This is a genomic window from uncultured Cellulomonas sp. (assembly GCF_947494015.1).
Lineage (GTDB): Bacteria > Actinomycetota > Actinomycetes > Actinomycetales > Cellulomonadaceae > Pengzhenrongella.
The window spans coordinates 1-17,836 of sequence record NZ_CANLTL010000027.1 but is presented as its reverse complement, the minus strand read 5'-3'; the positions used below and the strand labels follow the sequence as shown (position 1 = coordinate 17,836).

The 17,836-nt window shown below is 74.3% G+C and carries 17 protein-coding genes; 9 read left to right on the top strand and 8 right to left on the bottom strand.

Annotation, left to right across the window (positions count from 1 at the left end; all coding sequences use genetic code 11):
- Nucleotides 1-284: 284 nt before the first annotated feature.
- The 4 genes from Q0840_RS18820 (at nucleotide 285) to Q0840_RS18805 (ending at nucleotide 3,434) form a co-directional block, all read left to right on the top strand.
- Nucleotides 285-542, top strand: a complete 258-nt coding sequence (locus Q0840_RS18820; RefSeq protein WP_298462662.1) for a hypothetical protein — start codon at nucleotides 285-287, stop codon at nucleotides 540-542.
- Nucleotides 543-741: 199 nt separating this feature from the next.
- Nucleotides 742-1,119 (top strand): hypothetical protein, encoded by a 378-nt coding sequence (locus Q0840_RS18815; protein ID WP_298462659.1) that lies wholly within the window; start codon nucleotides 742-744, stop codon nucleotides 1,117-1,119.
- 300 nt (nucleotides 1,120-1,419) lie between these two features.
- Nucleotides 1,420-2,433 carry an AAA family ATPase gene (locus Q0840_RS18810; RefSeq protein ID WP_298462656.1) on the top strand — a complete coding sequence of 338 codons (1,014 nt, stop codon included), beginning with the start codon at nucleotides 1,420-1,422 and terminating at the stop codon, nucleotides 2,431-2,433.
- Nucleotides 2,434-2,549: 116 nt separating this feature from the next.
- Nucleotides 2,550-3,434: an SMP-30/gluconolactonase/LRE family protein gene (locus Q0840_RS18805; RefSeq protein ID WP_298462653.1), complete on the top strand. Its 885-nt coding sequence runs from the start codon at nucleotides 2,550-2,552 to the stop codon at nucleotides 3,432-3,434.
- 79 nt (nucleotides 3,435-3,513) lie between these two features.
- On the opposite strand, the gene Q0840_RS18800 is transcribed toward Q0840_RS18805, so the two are convergent.
- Both Q0840_RS18800 and Q0840_RS18795 read right to left on the bottom strand, forming a co-directional pair.
- Complete coding sequence (locus tag Q0840_RS18800; RefSeq protein WP_298462649.1) at nucleotides 3,514-4,446, bottom strand: aldo/keto reductase family oxidoreductase; 933 nt, start codon at nucleotides 4,444-4,446, stop codon at nucleotides 3,514-3,516.
- Between the two features lies 1 nt (nucleotide 4,447).
- Entirely contained in the window at nucleotides 4,448-5,308 is an 861-nt protein-coding gene (locus Q0840_RS18795) for an aldo/keto reductase (RefSeq protein ID WP_298462610.1), read from the bottom strand.
- A 173-nt stretch (nucleotides 5,309-5,481) separates the two neighbouring features.
- On the opposite strand from Q0840_RS18795, the gene Q0840_RS18790 reads away from it, so the two are divergent.
- Together Q0840_RS18790 and Q0840_RS18785 are read left to right on the top strand one after the other, a co-directional pair.
- Nucleotides 5,482-5,700, top strand: coding sequence for a hypothetical protein (locus Q0840_RS18790; protein WP_298462607.1), 219 nt, complete (start codon nucleotides 5,482-5,484; stop codon nucleotides 5,698-5,700).
- Between the two features lie 162 nt (nucleotides 5,701-5,862).
- Nucleotides 5,863-7,488, top strand: a complete 1,626-nt coding sequence (locus Q0840_RS18785; protein WP_298462604.1) for a DNA polymerase ligase N-terminal domain-containing protein — start codon at nucleotides 5,863-5,865, stop codon at nucleotides 7,486-7,488.
- 30 nt (nucleotides 7,489-7,518) lie between these two features.
- Here the strand turns inward: Q0840_RS18785 and Q0840_RS18780 are convergent, their stop codons facing one another.
- A complete protein-coding gene (locus Q0840_RS18780; RefSeq protein ID WP_298462601.1) occupies nucleotides 7,519-8,481 on the bottom strand; it encodes a TIGR03557 family F420-dependent LLM class oxidoreductase in 963 nt (320 codons plus the stop codon).
- Between the two features lie 145 nt (nucleotides 8,482-8,626).
- Complete coding sequence (locus Q0840_RS18775) at nucleotides 8,627-9,862, bottom strand: acyltransferase (protein ID WP_298462598.1); 1,236 nt, start codon at nucleotides 9,860-9,862, stop codon at nucleotides 8,627-8,629.
- Between the two features lie 347 nt (nucleotides 9,863-10,209).
- Here Q0840_RS18775 and pgi point away from each other — a divergent pair, with 347 nt between their 5' ends.
- The 3 genes from pgi to Q0840_RS18760 all read left to right on the top strand — a co-directional run bounded on the left by pgi (nucleotide 10,210) and on the right by Q0840_RS18760 (nucleotide 14,184).
- Nucleotides 10,210-11,808, top strand: a complete 1,599-nt coding sequence (gene pgi / locus Q0840_RS18770; protein ID WP_298462596.1) for a glucose-6-phosphate isomerase — start codon at nucleotides 10,210-10,212, stop codon at nucleotides 11,806-11,808.
- Nucleotides 11,809-11,822: 14 nt separating this feature from the next.
- Nucleotides 11,823-12,779, top strand: a complete 957-nt coding sequence (locus Q0840_RS18765) for a glycosyltransferase family 2 protein (RefSeq protein WP_298462594.1) — start codon at nucleotides 11,823-11,825, stop codon at nucleotides 12,777-12,779.
- A gap of 247 nt (nucleotides 12,780-13,026) precedes the next feature.
- Complete coding sequence (locus Q0840_RS18760; RefSeq protein WP_298462592.1) at nucleotides 13,027-14,184, top strand: hypothetical protein; 1,158 nt, start codon at nucleotides 13,027-13,029, stop codon at nucleotides 14,182-14,184.
- 35 nt (nucleotides 14,185-14,219) lie between these two features.
- On the opposite strand, the gene Q0840_RS18755 is transcribed toward Q0840_RS18760, so the two are convergent.
- The 4 genes from Q0840_RS18755 to Q0840_RS18740 form a co-directional block, all read right to left on the bottom strand.
- Nucleotides 14,220-14,846, bottom strand: a complete 627-nt coding sequence (locus Q0840_RS18755; protein ID WP_298462590.1) for a hypothetical protein — start codon at nucleotides 14,844-14,846, stop codon at nucleotides 14,220-14,222.
- Complete coding sequence (locus tag Q0840_RS18750; protein WP_298462587.1) at nucleotides 14,843-15,217, bottom strand: hypothetical protein; 375 nt, start codon at nucleotides 15,215-15,217, stop codon at nucleotides 14,843-14,845. The genes Q0840_RS18755 and Q0840_RS18750 overlap by 4 nt, the downstream gene beginning before the upstream one ends.
- Before the next feature lie 65 nt (nucleotides 15,218-15,282).
- The gene (gene rlmC / locus Q0840_RS18745) at nucleotides 15,283-16,410 is read right to left on the bottom strand and encodes a 23S rRNA (uracil(747)-C(5))-methyltransferase RlmC (RefSeq protein WP_298462584.1); all 1,128 of its coding nucleotides are present in this window, start codon (nucleotides 16,408-16,410) and stop codon (nucleotides 15,283-15,285) included.
- 11 nt (nucleotides 16,411-16,421) lie between these two features.
- Entirely contained in the window at nucleotides 16,422-17,708 is a 1,287-nt protein-coding gene (locus Q0840_RS18740; protein ID WP_298462581.1) for a hypothetical protein, read from the bottom strand.
- Between the last annotated feature and the right edge of the window lie 128 nt (nucleotides 17,709-17,836).

The window sequence follows — 17,836 nt, the reverse complement described above, 5'->3', positions numbered from 1 at the left end:
CAGCACGGGCGGCATAGCGTTCACGCTCATGCCGCGGAGCAGCACGGGCGGCATAGCGTTCACGCTCATGCCGCGGAGCAGCACGGGCGGCATAGCGTTCACGCTCATGCCGCGGATGGTGTGCGTCGCCAGCACTTGGCCGTGCCGCAGCGCGGGCGGGCGGGTGATACACCTGCCCGATGCGACGGTATGCGGGCGGAAGACAGCGGCTGGCGGCGGTGGCGTGCCTGACGCTCCTCGCCGCCGGGTGCTCGGTCCGAGAAGAGCCCGCCGTGTGGGAGCCCGTGGCCCTCAGCGACGCGAGACTTGTCGCTCCGACCCTCATCGAGGTCGCTGCCAATTCCTGCCACGGCGATCCGCGAATCGCCGCTCTCGAGCAGGGCTCGGACGAGGTGCTGGTCGAGGTCGAGGCGCTCGTCGCGCCCGCGGGCGACCAACCCATGTGCCTAGACATGCTGACGATCGAACTGACGACCGAACTAGGTGCGCGCCGGTTGGTCGACACGACGTCGGGCGCGACCCTCCTGGTCGCGACCGAGTGATGAAGCGCGGGGCAAGTGTGGTCGCGCCACGACCTGTGCCCGCTGCGGCGCACGCACATGCCGCTGAGCAGCACGGGCGGCATAGCGTTCACGCTCATGCCGCGGATCGTGCGCGTCGAGAAGTGCGCCAGTAGCGTTCCGCTACGTGTCGCATGGTCATCGCCGCAAGCGGGAAGGTCGGCCGGCCGATCCTGCGCCCGTGTCGCATCAGGTCGACAGCGACTGGCGTGCCCCATCTCAGTACGAGGTTGAGTTGGTTGACCGGATGCTCGCGGAACCGTTCCGCGGTCGCAACGAGCTCGTGGTGCAGTGGGCGTCGGCCAGGGTACGGATTATCGACGAGTGCGGCTGCCTTGCCATTCGCCCGGCAGCCGGGTCGGCGCCGTGCGACACCGAGTACCGGGTGCCGGTCGAAGCTGAGTCGCCCGACGAGAACGGCAGCGCGCACGCACTACTTCACGTGGTGGACGGTTTCCTCAACGAGCTCGAGTTCTACGCCGACGCTCGGCCACAGGTCCTGGACCGAGTGAACCTAGAGCACCTCGAGCTGTTTGCACCGCCATGGCGGCCGTCCTAGCGGAGCGGTGTCCTGCCGCAGGCTCATGCCGCTGAGCAGCACGGGCGGCATAGCGTTCACGCGCATGCCGCGATGAGCGCACCTAGGTTGCCCGGGCCCTTCCCCTTCGTCGCGACGGGCGTGGTTGAGGCGTGCGATGAGGATCGGCGGCCTGCATCGCCGCACGTGCCGAAGGTCCGCGGCCGCACGCTGGAGCGAGCACGGCGGCCCACCGGCGGCGGCAAGGCACCACCACGGCTCGGGCCCGACAGGACGGCTGTGGCGGAGGCCGTGCGCGTCCCTGGCGCCTAGAGTCAGCGCATGGCTCCCCGCCGCAGGCCGCTTGACGAGCTGCGAGAGACCGTGGGTCGGCTGGGGGATCAGCTTCCGCGGCCCGGTGTGCGGGGTATGGACGACGTCGTCGGTGGCCGGCCCCGACCGGCTCGACCGCTTGCGGCGGTGCAGGCCGAGCTCGACGGGCTCGTCGGGCTGGAGTCGGTGAAGGAGCAGGTCCAGGCGCTCGTGGCCTTCCTGCAGGTGCAGGCGCGCCGCAAGGCGCACGGCCTGCCCGAGGTGGCGACGTCCCAGCACCTCGTATTCCTCGGCAACCCGGGCACGGGCAAGACCACCGTGGCGAGGCTGCTGGCCGAGATGTACCGCGCGGTCGGCCTGCTGCAGAAGGGCCACCTGGTGGAGGTCGATCGGGCGGCCCTGGTCGGGCAGTACGTGGGTGCGACCGCGCTCAAGACCGACCGCGTGATCCGGCGGGCGCTCGACGGCGTCCTGTTCATCGACGAGGCGTACTCGCTGGCTCCCGAGGGTGACGGCCGGCTCGACTTCGGACCGGAGGCGATCGAGGTCCTGCTCAAGCGCATGGAGGACCACCGCCACCGTCTGGTGGTCATCGTGGCCGGCTATCCCCGGCTGATGGAGTCGTTCCTGCTCTCCAACCCCGGTCTCCGCTCACGCTTCGCGCGCGAGATCGCGTTCCCGGACTACTCCACCGATGAGCTCGAGGCGATCTTCACCAGCATCCTGGCCCAGCACGAGTACACGCTCGAGCCCGGCGCCGAGGCGACACTTCATCTCATCCTGGACGGCCTGCGTCATGGTGAGGAGTCCGGCAACGCACGCTTCGCCCGCACGCTGTTCGAGCAGGCGCTCAACCGCCAGGCGCTGCGGCTGACGCGCGACGGCGACCGGAGTGTGGAGGCACTGGACCGCGCCGACGTCACGACGCTCACCGCGGACGACGTCGCCGAGGCGGCACGTGCGCTGGGCGAGGCGCCGGCGCACGAGCCCGAGCTCTCCCGCTGGCGGCGCTGGCTCGGGTGAGGTCCCGGGTGCCGATGCCGTCGTCCCCGCACCGACGGCGCCGGAACCGTCGATCCTCAGGGCCCGACGGTGACGACCGCGAGGCCCATCCCGTGCACCCCTGCCAGGATGACCCCGTGCACGAGCTGCTGGCGCCGGGAGCGTCCCTCGAACGACTGGCCACCGGCGCGACCTGGTCCGAGGGACCGGTCTGGCTGCCGGACCGGTCCAGCGTGCGGTGGAGCGACATCCCCGCCGACCGCGTCCTGGAGTGGAGCGCGACGACCGGGGAGATGACCGAGTACGCCCGGCCCGCCGACTTCACCAACGGCCGCACGCTCGACCTGGCCGGTCGCGTCGTGCAGTGCTCCCACGGGCGGCGCCGCGTCGAGCGCGACGTCGACGGCATCGTCACCGGGCTGTGCGACCGCTGGCAGGGACGCCGCCTCAACTCGCCCAACGACGTGGTCGTGGCCTCGGACGGCGCCATCTGGTTCACCGACCCGCCCTACGGGATCCTGCCGGGCGGGCGGGAGGGGTACCCCGCGCCACCGGAGTACGACGGGTGCTACGTGTTCCGGCTGGAGGAGTCCACCGGGCGGTTGGACGCCGTGATCACCGACATGGTGCATCCCAACGGGCTGGCGTTCTCGCCCGACGAGCGCACGCTGTACGTCTCCGACACCGGTCACCTGCAGATCGAGGGAGCGCCCCCGGGCATCCGCGCCTACCCCGTCGCGGAGGGCCGCGTCGGAGCCGGGCGGCCCTTCGTCGAGGTGCGGCCAGGGGCGTCCGACGGGATCCGGGTCGACGTCGACGGACGGGTGTGGAGCTCGAGCGAGGACTCGGTCCAGGTGTTCACCCCGGACGGGCAGCGTGTGCTCGTGATCCCCGTGCCCGAGCGGGTGGGCAACCTCTGCTTCGGGGGAGCAGACGGCCGGGACCTGTTCGTCGCCGCGAGCACGAGCCTGTACCGCATCCGGACCACGACCACCGACGCGGCGGCCCGGGCGCTGGGCTGACCCGCGGACGCGCCGCCGCGCCGCCCGACCCCCGGGCCCGCGCCGGCGGGCGGCCCCGGGGGTCGGGTGCGGGTCGGCGTCAGGGCACCCGGTGCCCGGCCGCGCGGAACAGCTCGTACCACTGCGCCCGGGTCAGCGGGAGGTCCGACCCCTGCGCCGCGCCGGCGACCCGCTCCGGCGTCGTCGTGCCCAGCACGACCTGGATGCCGGCCGGGTGCCGGGTGATCCATGCGGTGGCGATCGCGATCGCGGGCACGTCGTACTGCGCGGCCAGGCGGTCGATCACCGCGTTGAGCTCGGCGTGCTCGGGGTTGCCGAGGAACGGCCCGGTGAAGAAGCCGGCCTGGAAGGGCGACCACGCCTGGACGGTGATGTCGTTCAGGCGGCAGTAGTCGAGCAGGCCGCCGCCGTCGAGCACCACCGACTGGTCGAGCTGCACCATGTTGGCCGCGACGCCCTGCGCGACCAGCGGCGCGTGCGTGATCGACAGCTGCAGCTGGTTGGCGACCAGCGGCTGGCGGACCGACCGCTTGAGCAGCTCGATCTGCGCCGGCGTGTGGTTGGAGACGCCGAACGCCCGCACCTTGCCCGCGGCCTCGAGCTCGTCGAACGCCCGCGCGACCTCGTCCGGCTCGACCAGGGCGTCGGGCCGGTGCAGGAGCAGGACGTCGATCCGGTCGGTGCCGAGCGCCTCGAGCGAGCCGTCGACCGACTCCACGATGTGCTCGGCGGAGAAGTCGAAGTACGGGCCGTCGCCGACGATCCCGCACTTGGTCTGGATCGTCCAGGCGTCCCGCTCCGAGGGCGACAGCTGCATGGCCTGCGCCCAGCGGCGCTCGCAGCCGTGCAGGGTGTCGCCGTAGACGTCGGCGTGGTCGACCATGTCGATGCCCGCGTCGCGGGCGGTGCCCACGAGTGTCCGGACCTCGTCGTCGCTCTTGCCGTCGATCCGCATGAGACCCAGGACGACGTTCGACGCCGAGAGGCCCTCGGCCAGGTCGATGCTGCGCACCTCAGGCCTCCGAGAGGGTCGCGACCTCGTCGGCCGTCAGCTCGAGCTCGGCCGCGGCGGCGGAGTCCTGGATGCTGGTCGGCCGCGAGGCGCCGGGGATGGGCAGCACGACAGGGGCGAGCGCGAGCTCCCAGGCCAGCGTGACCTGGTAGACGCTCACGCCGTGGGCGTCGGCGACCCGCTGGAAGGCCTCGTGCCGGGACGCGAGCTCGCCGGCGTTCGAGATGCCGCCGAGCGGGGACCACGGCAGGAACGCGATGCCGAGCTCGGCGCAGTGCTCGAGCTCGCCGAGGCTGGACCGGAACGCCGGCGAGAACTGGTTCTGCACCGACACCAGGCGGCCACCGAGGACGCGCTGCGCCTCGTCGATCTGCCCGACGTCGGCGTTGGAGATCCCGGCCATCTGGATGACGCCCTCGTCGAGCAGCTCCGCGATCGCGCCGACCGACTCGGCGTACGGGACCTCGGGGTCGGGGCGGTGGAACTGGTAGAGGCCGATGGCGTCCACGCCGAGCCGCTGCGCCGAGGCCTTCGCGGCCTGCTTGAGGTACTCCGGCCGGCCGTCCTTGGTCCACGAGCCGTCGCCGGGGCGCAGGTGACCGCCCTTCGTCGCGACGAGAACATCAGGCATCGCCCTCCCGTAACCCTGCAGGGCCTTGGCGATGAGCGACTCGTTGTGGCCGACCTCGTCGGCGTCGCGGTGGTAGGCGTCCGCGGTGTCGATCAGCGTGACACCGGCGTCGAGCGCGGCGTGGATCGTGGCGATCGACCGGCTCTCGTCCGGGCGTCCCTCGATGGACATGGGCATGCCGCCCAGACCGATGGCCGAGACGGTGCGGTTGCCCAGGGTTCGCTGCTGCACGTGTTCCTCCTGCTGATGGGTGACCTGACGACACTAGGCAGCCGCCCGCCGACCGGCGACCGGGGCGCCGGGTCGCGGCGCCACCGCCCGGGCGGGCCCGGTGCGGTCGACGGCGCCCACACGTCCGGGTGACCCGGGACGCGTCGCCGGCCGCGGCGGGGCAGAATTCGGGCATGGGGGACGACGGCTCCGACGCGGCGACCGCGCTGTGGCGCCTCGCGGCGGCCCAGGTCGAGCTCCACGCCGCGCTCGAGCGCCTGTCGGCGACCTGCGAACGGACGGCCGCGGAGATGCGTGGGACCGCGCTCGGGTCGGGCCGTCTGCATCCCGACCTGGCGGCACACCCGGACCTCGTCGAGCTGGACGCCCTGCTGACCCGCCTCTACGGCTGACGCGGCCCCCTGCTCCGAGGGAGCCGGCGCCGGCGCGGCGCACCCGCCGTAGCCCGCCCGGCGCGTCCGAGGTGCGCGCGCCGGCCGTCGTCGTCCACCCTGGGACGGGCGCGACGCGGCGTGCGCCGGGACCAGGCGGGTGCGGGAAGGGCGGTGAGCGGCATGGCGGCCAGACGCGGTGCTCGACCCCCGGGGGAGCTGGACACCTACCGCTCCATGCGGGACTTCGCCCGCACCCCCGAGCCGTCCGGCGCCGGGGCGAGCCAGGCAGCGCCCGCGGGCCCGCGCCGGTTCGTCGTCCAGCGCCACCGCGCCCGCCGGCTGCACTACGACGTGCGGTTCGAGATGGACGGCGTCCTGGTCAGCTGGGCGGTCCCGCGCGGACCGACGCTGGACCCCGACGCCCGGCGGATGGCCGTGCACGTCGAGGACCACCCGCTGGAGTACGAGGGTTTCGAGGGGGTGATCCCGGCCGGCGAGTACGGCGGCGGGGACGTCATCGTGTGGGACCGCGGCACCTGGGAGCCGCACGGCACCGACGACCCGGCCGCCGCGGTCGCGGCCGGCGAGCTGCACGCCGAGCTGCACGGCACGCGGCTGCGTGGGCGGTTCGTGCTGGTCCGGCGCGGCGAGCCGGACGCCTCCGGCACGGAGCAGTGGCTGCTGCTGCACAAGCGCGACGAGCACGCCGTGGCCGGGTGGGACGCCGAGGACCACCCGACGTCGGTGGTGTCGGGGCGGACCAACGAGGAGGTGCGCGCCGACCCCGAGCGGCTGTGGCGGTCGGACCTGCCGGCCGCCGAGGCGTCGGTCGAGCTGCGCCCGGCCGACGTCCCGGGGCCGACCGACGACGAGGTCGCCGCCCTGGACGACCTGGGCACCGGTGGCACCTGGTCGGTGCTCGGCCGCAGGCTGCGGGTGACCAACCTCGACAAGCCCCTGTTCCCCGGGGCCGACGGCGAGCCGCCGGTCACCAAGCGCGAGCTCGTCCGCTACGCCGCGCGGATCGCCCCGGTCGCCCTGCCCTACCTGCGTGGGCGCGCGCTGAACATGCACCGCTACCCGGAAGGGGCGGCCTCGGGCACGGGGTTCTGGCACAAGGAGCTGCCCGGTCACGCACCCGGGTGGCTGCCCCGCTGGGACAACCCCGCCGCCGACGACGGCGAGACGACGACGTACCTCGTCGTCGACGAGCCGGCGGCGCTGGTGTGGGCGGCGAACTTCGGCGCGCTGGAGTGGCACGCCTGGACGTCGCGGACGACGGCCCCGGACCGGCCGACCTACGCGCTGTTCGACATCGACCCCGGCACCACCACCGCCTGGGACGACGTCGTGCTGATGGCGCGGCTGCACCGCGACGCCTTCGCCCACCTCGGCGTGCGCGCCTTCCCCAAGCTCACGGGGCGCCGGGGCATCCAGGTCTGGGTCCCGATCACCCCCGGGCCGGGCTTCGACGAGACCCGCGAGTGGGTCGAGCGGGTCTCGCGCACGGTCGGGGCCGTGGTCCCGGACCTGGTCAGCTGGCGGTGGGAGGTGCGCGAGCGTGGCGGCCTGGCGCGGCTGGACTACACGCAGAACGCGATCAACAAGACCCTGGTCGCGCCGTACAGCCCGCGGGCCGCGGCCGGGGCGCCGGTGTCCGCGCCGATCACCTGGGACGAGCTGGACGAGCCGTGGCTGCGGCCCGACGCGTTCACCGTCCGGACGGTGCTCGACCGCCTCGCCGAGCGCGGCGACCCCTTCCGGGGCGTGCTCGCCGGTGACCAGGTGCTGCCGCCGCTGCGCTGACGGCGCACCCGGCCGGTGCCGGACCGACCGTCAGGACGAGGCGGGGGTCAGCCCCCGCAGCGGCGCCGCGAGCTCGTCGGCGAAGAACTGGAGGAACCCGTCCGGATCCGGCCCGGCGTTCATCGTGACGATGTGGTCGAACCCGGCGTCGACGAAGGTCTGGGCCACCTCCAGGTGGCGCGCCACGTCCGGGCCGCACGCGAACTGCTCGGTGACGTCGTCCGCGGTGACGAACTGGGCCGAGGCGTCGAAGTTCACCGGGTTCGGCAGCTCGCTGAGCACCTTCCAGCCCGGCAGGATGAACCGGCTCTTCTCCAGCACGGCCTGCGCGGCCGTCTCGACGTCCGGCGCCCAGGCGAGCGGGATCTCGCAGAACCGCGGTCCGGTCCCGGTGAACCGGGACACGAGGTCACCCAGCGGGTCGATCGCGAACAGCCCGTCGCCGAGGTCGTTGGCGATCTGCAGCGAGCGCGGCCCGCTGATCGCGACGCAGATCTCCGGGAGCGTCTCGGGCAGGTCGAACACCTGCGCGTCCTCGATCTGCAGGTGCTTGCCCTCGTAGGTGCGGTACCCGCCCTGCCACAGCAGCCGGATGATCTCCAGCGCCTCCCGGAACCGCTCGTGGCGCTTGCGCACGCCGTGGAACTCGGTCCCGATGATGTGCTCGTTGAGCCGCTCACCCGCGCCCACACCGAGCGTGAAGCGCCCGTCGGAGACGATCTGCAGGGTGGCGGCGGCCTGCGCGATGATCGCCGGGTGGTACCGGTACGACGGGCACGTCACGCCGGTCACCAGACCGATCCGCTCGGTCTTCGCGGCGATGTTCGCCAGCAGCACCCACGTGTTGGCGCTGTGCCCCTGCTCCTCGAGCCACGGGTGGAAGTGGTCGCTCATCTCGACGAAGTCGAAGCCGGCCTGCTCGGCGGCCACGGCCTGACGGATGATCTCCTGGGGGCCGAAGCCCTCGGTCTGGAGCTTGTAGCCGATCTTCACGGGGAGTCCTCCGGGTACGGGTGGGCGACGTCGGGTCGCGCCGGCCTCCGGCCGCAGCCGCGTCACGGTCATGGGCCGCCCGGTGACGCGACGGCTGTTACCTCCACCGTACGCATCGGGCGTCGGGCCGCACGCCGGGAGGACGTCAGGTCGTGCGGGCGCCCGCGGGGGCGCCGCTGAACCGGCGACCGGCCGTGCGCGAGAGCCGGTGCGCGGGCACCTCGACGGCGCCGTAGAACAGGTGCGCCGCCACGAGGCACACGGGGGTCGCGACGATGAGGTACCCGACGACGTGCAGCCGCGGCGCCGCGGCCACGATCGACAGCACGATCGGCTCGTGCACGAGGTACAGCGCGAACGAGCGCAGGCCCACCCACTGGACCCACCCGAGGGTCAGCGCCCGCTGCGCGGAGCGCCAGTGCAGCGCGAGGAAAATCAGCAGCGTCGCCCCGGCGAGCTGGAGCGCCATCGCGACGCCCCGTACGACCTGCCCCGGCTCGACCAGCAGGACCAGCTCGGCGTTGAGCAGCAGCACGCAGACGGCCGCCAGGGCGATCCACGCCCGCCGGCCCTGCGCCTCGACCCGGGTGGCGAGGTGCGCCAGCCGGTCCCGGTCGGCCGCCAGGAGCACCCCGAACCCGAACATGGACAGGTAGGCGAGCGTCTCGCGGCCGGTGCCCTCGGCGACGGCGAGCGCGACCAGCAGCACGCCGATGCGCAGCAGCCCCCACCGGGGCAGGATGCGGCCGGCGACGAGGTACAGCGGCAGCAGCAGCGAGAACAGCATCTCGTAGCGCAGCGACCACAGCGGGCTGTTCCAGCTGCCCGTCCCGGGCAGCACCAGGACGGCGTCGCGGACGACGCCCTTCCAGCCGCTGCCGGGCTGGCGCTCGCTCCACCACTGGCTCAGCCACGGCTGGGGGTCGCGCGGGAACGCGGAGACCAGCACGACGGCGAGGGCGACCGCGGCCCAGACCGGCAGGTACAGGCGCAGCAGGCGCTGCGGGTAGTAGGCCCGCCACCGGATGGTCGCGGCCGGCAGCGCGAGCACGAAGCCGCTGAGCACGAAGAACACGTAGACCGCCTGCGGCCCCGCCCAGAACAGGTTCAGCGGGGTGTGCGTGATCCACCAGGAGGCGTCGACCGGCCCGCGGGAGTTCTCCGGGGAGTCGAAGACGGGCGAGACCAGCAGCACGTGGAACACCAGCACGACCAGGGCGGCGATCCCGCGCAGCCCGTCGAGGGCGGGGAAGCGCTCGCGGCCGGACCGGGGCGCGGCCTTGCCCGCCGCGGCGGTGGCCGGTGGCGGGGCGTCGAGCCCGGCGGCGCTGGGTCCGGGGACGACGTCGTTCGGTCCCGGGGCCTGCAGGGGGTGGGACATGGGCCTCCTCGAGGTGGCGGTGACGTCGTCGTCGGCGAGCAGTGACGGTGGGGACGTTCAGGGCGGGACGGGAGGCCCCTCGGGCCGGCCACGGGGCGGTGCACGGCGCCGCGGTCCGTCATCACCATACCCTGACGTGAGTGCAGGGTCGCGGGCGCACGACGGGTCGGGCCGCACGACGACGACGCGGGGCACCGGGGCGGCACGGCCGCCGTGGGCTGCGCACGACGGGCACGGGACCGTGGCCCGGCGGTACGGTCGCGACGGGTCGGCCCGCCGGGACGACGCCACAGGCTCGACGCAGGGGCGCCGCGGTGCCGGCGCCCGCGAGGACGAGAGGACACCCCATGCTGCCGCTGGACACCCTGCGAGGACACGCCGACCGCCTGGCCGGGACGACGCTGGCGTCCCTGTTCGACGCCGACCCTCGGCGTGGTGAGCGGATGTCGGTGCGGGCCGGCGAGCTGTACCTGGACTACTCCAAGAACCGCCTCGACGACGCCGTGCTGGCCGACCTCGTCGACGCCGCCGAGCGCGCCGGGCTGCCCGAGCGCGCCCGCGCGATGTTCGCCGGCGAGCACATCAACGTCACCGAGGACCGGTCGGTCCTGCACGTGGCGCTGCGCAAGCCGGCGGGGGAGAGCCTCGTGGTGGACGGCGTCGACGTCGTCGCGCAGGTGCACGAGGTGCTGGGGCGGATGGCCGAGCTCGCGACGGCGGTGCGCTCGGGGCAGTGGCGCGGGCACACCGGTGAGCGGATCACCCACGTGGTCAACATCGGGATCGGCGGCTCGGACCTCGGTCCGCGGATGGTCGTGCGGGCGCTGCGCCGGTACGTCGACGACGGCCTGACGGTGCGCTTCGTGGCGAACGTCGACGGGGCCGACCTGGAGAGCGCGCTGGAGGGCCTCGACCCGCAGCGCACGCTGTTCGTCGTCTGCTCCAAGACCTTCACCACGGCCGAGACGCTCGCCAACGCGACCGCCGCACGCACCTGGCTGGTGGACGCGCTGGGTGACGACGCCGCGGTGGCCCGGCACTTCGTCGCCGTCTCGACGAACGCCGACGCCGTCGCCGAGTTCGGCATCGACCAGCACAACATGTTCGGGTTCTGGGACTGGGTCGGCGGCCGGTACTCGGTGACCTCGGCGATCGGGCTCTCGGTCATGCTCGCGGTCGGCCCCGACCACTTCGGTGAGCTGCTGGCCGGGTTCCACGACATGGACGAGCACTTCCGCACCGCACCGCTCGCCGAGAACCTGCCGGTGCTGCTCGGCCTGATCGGCGTGTGGGAGCGCAACGGCCTCGGCATGCAGTCCCTCGCGGTGCTGCCGTACGCCCAGGACCTGGAGCTCCTGCCCGCCTACCTGCAGCAGCTCGACATGGAGTCCAACGGCAAGTCCGTCACGCTCGACGGCGAGCCGGTGGGTCACGACACCGGGCCGATCGTGTGGGGTCAGCCGGGCACCAACGGCCAGCACGCGTTCTACCAGCTGCTCCACCAGGGCACGACCGTGGTGCCGTGCGACATGATCGCCGTGCTCGCCCCGCTCAGCGGGCTGCGCAGCCAGCACGACCAGCTGCTCGCGAACTGCCTGGCTCAGACCCAGGCGCTCGCGTTCGGGCGCAGCCGCCAGGAGGTCGTGGACTCCGGCGTGGATCCGGCGCTGGCCGGGCACCGCACGTTCCCGGGCAACCGGCCCAGCAACACGATCCTGATGTCCGAGCTCACCCCGCGCGCGCTCGGCCAGCTGATCGCCGCCTACGAGCACAAGGTGTTCACCCAGGGTGTGCTGTGGGACGTCAACTCGTTCGACCAGTGGGGGGTGGAGCTGGGCAAGACGCTCGCCCGCGCCCTGGTCGCCGAGATGGACGGCGACGGCGCCGGGGCGGAGCTCGACAGCTCCACGCGCCGGCTGCTGGACCTGTACCGGCAGGCGCGGTGACGGCCGGGCGTGCGTTGTCCGACGAGCCCCTCGTCGACGGGCCGTCACCGCGCGCGACCGACGACCGGGTCGCCGTCGTCGTCATCACCCACAACCGCCGCGACGAGGCCCTGGCGGCGCTGGCCCGGCTGCGTGACCTGCCCGAGGCGCCGCACGTCGTCGTCGTGGACAACGGATCCCGCGACGGGACCGCCGACGCGATCCGTCGGGAGCACCCGTGGGCCGAGCTCATCGCGAGCCCGGAGAACCTCGGCGCGGTCGGCCGCAACGTGGCCGTCCGCTCGCTGACCACGCCCTATGTCGCCTTCTGCGACGACGACACCTGGTGGGAGCCGGGCTCGCTGCGGCGTGCCGCGGACGTCCTGGACGCGGACCCGCGGGTCGCGGTGCTCACCGCGCGGATCGTGGTCGAACCGCGCGGCACGGAGGACCCGATCGTCGCCGAGCTGCGGGACTCACCGGTGCGGGGCGCCCCCGGGCTGCCCGGCCCGGCGCTGGGCAGCTTCCTCGCGGGAGCCTCCGTGCTGCGCCGGGACGCCTTCGAGCAGGTGGGCGGATTCCACGCGCGGCTGTGGCTGGGGGGCGAGGAGGAGCTGCTCGCGGCGGACCTGGCGGCTGCCGGGTGGGAGCTGTGCTACCTGGAGGAGCTGACCGTCCACCACCAGGCGTCGACGGTCCGCGACCACGACCGGCGGCGCCGCGACGGGATCCGCAACACCCTGTGGTTCACCTGGCTGCGCCGGCCGGTCCGCCCGATGCTGCGCCGGACCGGGGAGGTGCTGCGGTCGCTGCCCCGCGACCGGGTGTCCCTCGCCGGGGTGCTGCTCGCGGTGCGCGGTCTGCCGTGGGTGCTGCGCGAGCGCCGTCCGCTGCCCGAGCACGCCGAGGCCCGCTTCCGCGCCCTGGCGCACGCCCAGCGCACCTCCACCGCGCGCACCTACAGCCACGGGCGCCGTCGGTCCCGAGGCTGAGCCGCGGCGCCGCCCGCCCGCCCGGCGGCGCTGGTCAGTCCGCGCGGCGCACCGGCGCGCCGGCCCGGCGCACCGGCGCGCCGGCCCGGCGTGGCACCGCGGCGGCGTCGGCGGTAGGCGGCGTCCGGGCGACCGTCCCGGTGCGGCGGGGACCTTGCGACGGTGGGGCCGGCGGGTCGAGCATCGATCCGTACGGGCCGCCGTCGACCGTCGGGCGGTGCCGGCGCGGACACGAGACGAGGTCGGCATGCCCATCGAGCCGTACGCGTTCCTCGAGGCGCTCCAGCGCAGCGTGTACGAGAGCCTCGGCCGAGCGCCCGTGGTCGCCTCACCGGACGCCCTGCGGTCGATCGCCGAGGCCACCACCCGGAGCATGAACCCGCAGGCGAGCGCCGAGGAGGTGGCGCAGGCGGTCGAGCGCATGGTGGAGCGGGCCCGGCAGGACGCGGCGCGGGTGCCCACCCCGTACGAGGACCCGGGCTGGTACGGCATCCTCAGCGGGTTCGCCGAGTCGATCGAGCGCTCGGTGGAGCAGATGGGGATGTCGCTGCCGCGGCGCCCCGCCTTCGGCAGCCTGCCCACCGGGCAGGTCAACGCGATGACGATCGCGGTGCCCGGGGGCAGCGACCACCTCATCGTCTTCGACCACCAGATGTTCCTGTTCGCGCTGCTGCTGAGCAAGGCGGTGGCCCGCGCGTTCCCCGTCGACAGCGGGCCGGGCGGCATCCGGATCTCGATGAGTCAGGACGACATCCGGGCACGCGTCGACTCCGAGCCCAGCGTGCTGGAGCGGTTCGCCGACGTCGTGCACGCCTACGCTGTGTGGGGTCAGCCCGGGCAGGCCCGCCAGTACCACGCCGAACCGCTCTACGTGAACATCGCCGACTCGATCCGGGTGTCCATGGAGGCGTTCGCCCTGGGGCACGAGTACGGGCACGTCATCGCCGGGCACCTGCGCTCCGCCGGTCGGGTGGCCCGGATGCTGCCGAACGAGCAGGTGCAGGAGGTCGACTACGACTGGCAGCAGGAGTACGAGGCCGACCACCTCGGCGTGGCGCTGAGCATGACCGCGCTGCACCGGGACCGGCGGTACGACCTGACGCAGAGCTTCTGGGGAGCGGACCTGTTCTTCAGCGCGATGGACATCATGGATCGGGCGGTGTCGCTGCTCAGGTACGGCGACGAGAACGCCCAGACCCTCGGGTCGCACCCGCCGTCGACGGCACGGCGCGGCGTGCTGCGGGGCGTGCTGCGGACCCTGGTGGACGGTCCGCCCGCCGAGCAGGCCATCTCCGCCGCCCAGACGCTGGAGTTCGTCGCGGAGCTGTTGTGGGAGCGGACGCGGCCCCTGCTCGCCCGCGCGGGGTCCGGCGGCCGCACCGCAGCGACCACCTGGCGCGGGTGACGGCGGCTGCTGCGGCGACGCTGGCGCGCCACCGGCTAGGGCGGGCAGTCCGAGCGCAGTCGCAGCGCGCCCACGTCCTGCACCGAGATGCGCCGCTCGGCGCCGTGCACCGCCAGGACGACCGCGCCGTCGCCCGCGCCCTGGAGCGTGCCGCAGGTCACGACGCCGTCGTCGTCGGTCACCTCGACGAAGGCCAGGGGTGCGCGCGGGGCGTACCAGGTCACGGCGACCGCTCCCACCAGCAGGGCCAGCGTGACGACCGCCAGCACGACCGCGGCACGCAGGTCACGCGCGGCCGCCCGCGCCCGCGCGTGCTGGTTGCGGCGCACGTCGCGCCAGGTCGCGTCCACCTCCCGGCTGCGCGGGAACCCGTAGGCGGCGCGCAGGCTGAGCAGCGTGCCGGCGACCCCGGCGACCACGGCGGCCAGCAGCAGCGTGCCGACGGCGACCTGACCCCCCGGCACGATCCCGACGATGCTCTCGCGCCCCTTGATCAGGCCGGCGCCGGTGATCAGACCGACCAGCCCCACCAGGCCGTTGCGCCAGTTCGCGGCGTGCTGACGCAGCAGCTCCAGCTCACGGTCCTGCTGCTCCTGGGCGTGCTCGGCCCGGGCGCGGCTGGCGGCCGTGCCGGCGGCGCCGGGCGCGACGCGGACCGTCACGGCGCGCCCCACGAGACGTCGAGCACCCACGAGGCGCCGCACCCCCGGGCGCCCTGCGGCGTCGAGGGGTGCGGCGTCCCGCAGGCGCAGATGACCTCGACCTCCCGCCGCCGGCTCACCCCCGCCGCCTTCTCCAGGGCCAGTCGCAGCACGTCGCTCCCGGGGGAGCGCAGGCGGTCCTGGAGGTTGCTGTAGAGCAGCAGCGGCTCCACGTGCGCGGACTCGTGGGTGCAGCGCGGGCACGGTCCGGTGACGATGATCGCCATGGGGTCGTCCTCGTCCGGGTCGAGGTCCACGGTGGCGGACTGCGCCGCCCTCTCGTTCCAGCGTGGGTCGTTGCCCACCGCGTACGGCTCGGGTCCGTGGCTCATCCACCCAGGATGCTCGCCCGGCACGGCGCCCGTCCACGAGCCGGCGCGGGGCGCCGGCGTGCCCGTCAGGGCCTGCGCTCGAGCAGGACGACGACCTCCAGGTGCGTGGTCTGCGGGAACATGTCCAGCACGCGTCCCGTCACCGGGCGCAGCGACGGCATCGCCGCCAGGTCGCGTTCGAGCGAGGCGGCGTTGCAGCTGGAGTAGACGACGTGCCGGACCGACGACGCCTCGAGCCACCCGGCGAGCTCGGCCCCGATGCCGCGCCGCGGCGGGTTCACGACCACCAGGTCGGGCTGCTCGCGCGCCGCCCGCGCGAAGGCGGTCGCGTCGCCGGCCGCGAACCGCAGGCCGGGCAGCCCCGTCTCCTGGGCCGTCTGGGCCGCGCTGGCGATCGCGGCCTCGCTGGTCTCGATGCCGGTGACCGTGCGCCCGGGCGCGGCGCAGTGCAGCGCGAACCCGCCGACCCCGCAGTACAGGTCCCACACGGACGCGGGCGCCAGCTCCTCGACCCACTCCCGGGCCTGGCGGTACAGCGCCGCCGCCACCTCGGTGTTGGTCTGGAAGAAGCTCTGCGGGCGCAGGTGCAGGTCGAGGTCGTTGACCCGCATGCGCAGCGTGCCGGCGTCGGTCAGCACGATCTCCCGGTCGCCCTCGAGCACCGCCTTGTGCTCGGGCAGCAGGTTGACGGTCACCACGGCGAGCCGCGGCAGCTGCGCCCGCAGGGCCGGCAGGTGCTTGCGGATCCGGCTGACCGGCTCCTGCGACCGGCACACGAACCGGACCATGAGCTCGCCGTCGGGGGACTCGGTGACCAGCAGGTACTTCAGCTCCCCGCGCCGGGCCGGCACGTCGTACGGCTCGATCCGCGCCCGCGTGACGAACCCGGCGAGCACGGGCAGCAGCGCCTGGATGCCCGGGCTGGACACCCCGCAGCCGCGCAGGTCCACCCCGTGCCCGTCGCCGTCGAGGATGCCGACGGTCGGGGACCCCACGGTCCCCCCGACCACCATCTTGACCTTGTTGCGGTAGCCCGCCTCGGGGCTGGGCACCGGCGGGAGCCAGCGCAGGTCCGGGTGGCCGGCCAGCAGCTCCCGGCAGTGCCGGTCCTTGTCGGCGAGCTGGTGACCGTACGGGCGGCCCATCAGGGTGCACGAGCGGCACACGCCGGCGAGGAAGTACGAGCACTGCACGGTCGGCCAGCCTACGGTCCGGGTGGCCGGCGTCCCGCGGGGGCGGCGTCGTCGGCGGCCTCGGACGTCGGAATGGCCCCGTCGGCGGCGTGGGCCTCGCCGTCGTGGGCCTCGCCGTCGGCGGGCAGCGGGGAGGGGGACAGGTCCATGCGGTCGGCCGGGGTGAGCGCGGACAGCGTCCGGCGCAGCGTGGTGACCACCGTCGCGACCACGAGCCCCTGCGGTCCCGGGCCGGTGGTGCGTTCGTAGTGGACCAGGGCGGTGGCGAGGTCGCGGACGGCGTCGTCGACGGCGCGGCGCTGGCCGGGCTCGGTGTCCGCGAGCCCGACGGTGGTGATCGCCGCCGCGAGCGCGTCCACGGCGTCACCCATCGGACGACGCAGCTCGGGGGTCACCCCGCTCACGCGGGTCTGCCAGGGGGCGTCCTCGGACAGGTCGTGCAGGTCGTCGACGAGCAGCACGACGCGCTCCAGCGCCCGGAAGTCGGCCCGGATGCGCTCCACGGTCCGGCGCTCGCGGCGTGCACGCCGGTTGCCGCGCGCCGCCTCGGTGAGGTCGTCGACGGCGTCGCGGGCGTGCGCGAGCCGGCTGGTCAGCCGCTCCCGGGGCGGCGCCGGGTCGCCGTCCCCGGCACCGTCCCCGCCGGCGTCGTCCGACCCGGTGCGCCCGTCGCCGTCGACGTCGCGCAGCAGACGGCCCATGTGCCGCAGGTGCACCGCGGCCTCCTCCCGCAGGTCGTGGAGCGCGCTCTCGGCCTGGGGCAGGGGCAGCGTGGGGAAGGCGGCGTTGAGCACGATCGTCACCAGCGCGCCCAGCAGGAACAGCCCGGCGTACGCGACGGCGTAGTCCAGCGCCTGGCCCTGGCCGATGAGCAGCAGGAACACGGCGGCGACCGGGACGTAGGTGCGGTGGCTGCCCAGCGCCGGCAGCCCGCTGACGACCACGCCGACGGCCACGGCCGTGGCCACCGCGGCGGCGGTCCACGGGATCAGGGTGTGCGCGACCAGGCCGACCGCGGCGCCGAGCATGATCGCCGCGACCGCCCGCAGGGTCTCCGTCGTGGACCGCACGACGGCCGAGTACGTGGTCACCACGGCGCCGAACGGGGCGTAGAACGCGTACTGGTCGCCGCCGGGGAGCCGCTGCGCGAGCAGCCAGGCGAGCGTCGCGGCGACCGCCGCCCGGATCGCCATGGCGGTGCGCGGGTGGCGCAGCGCGGTGTGCGGTGTGGTCCCGTGGACCGACTCCCGGGTCTGCCGCACGACGCCGGTGGCCCGGTCGTGGAGCGGTCGGTGCATGGCCCCAGTGCACCCGCACGACCCGCGCCCGGCAACCGCACCGCCCCTCAACCCGCCGAGTGCGACGTGCTGGACCGTTGGAGCGAGCCGAACGGTCGACAACGTCGCACTCGGCCCCGGACGGCCGC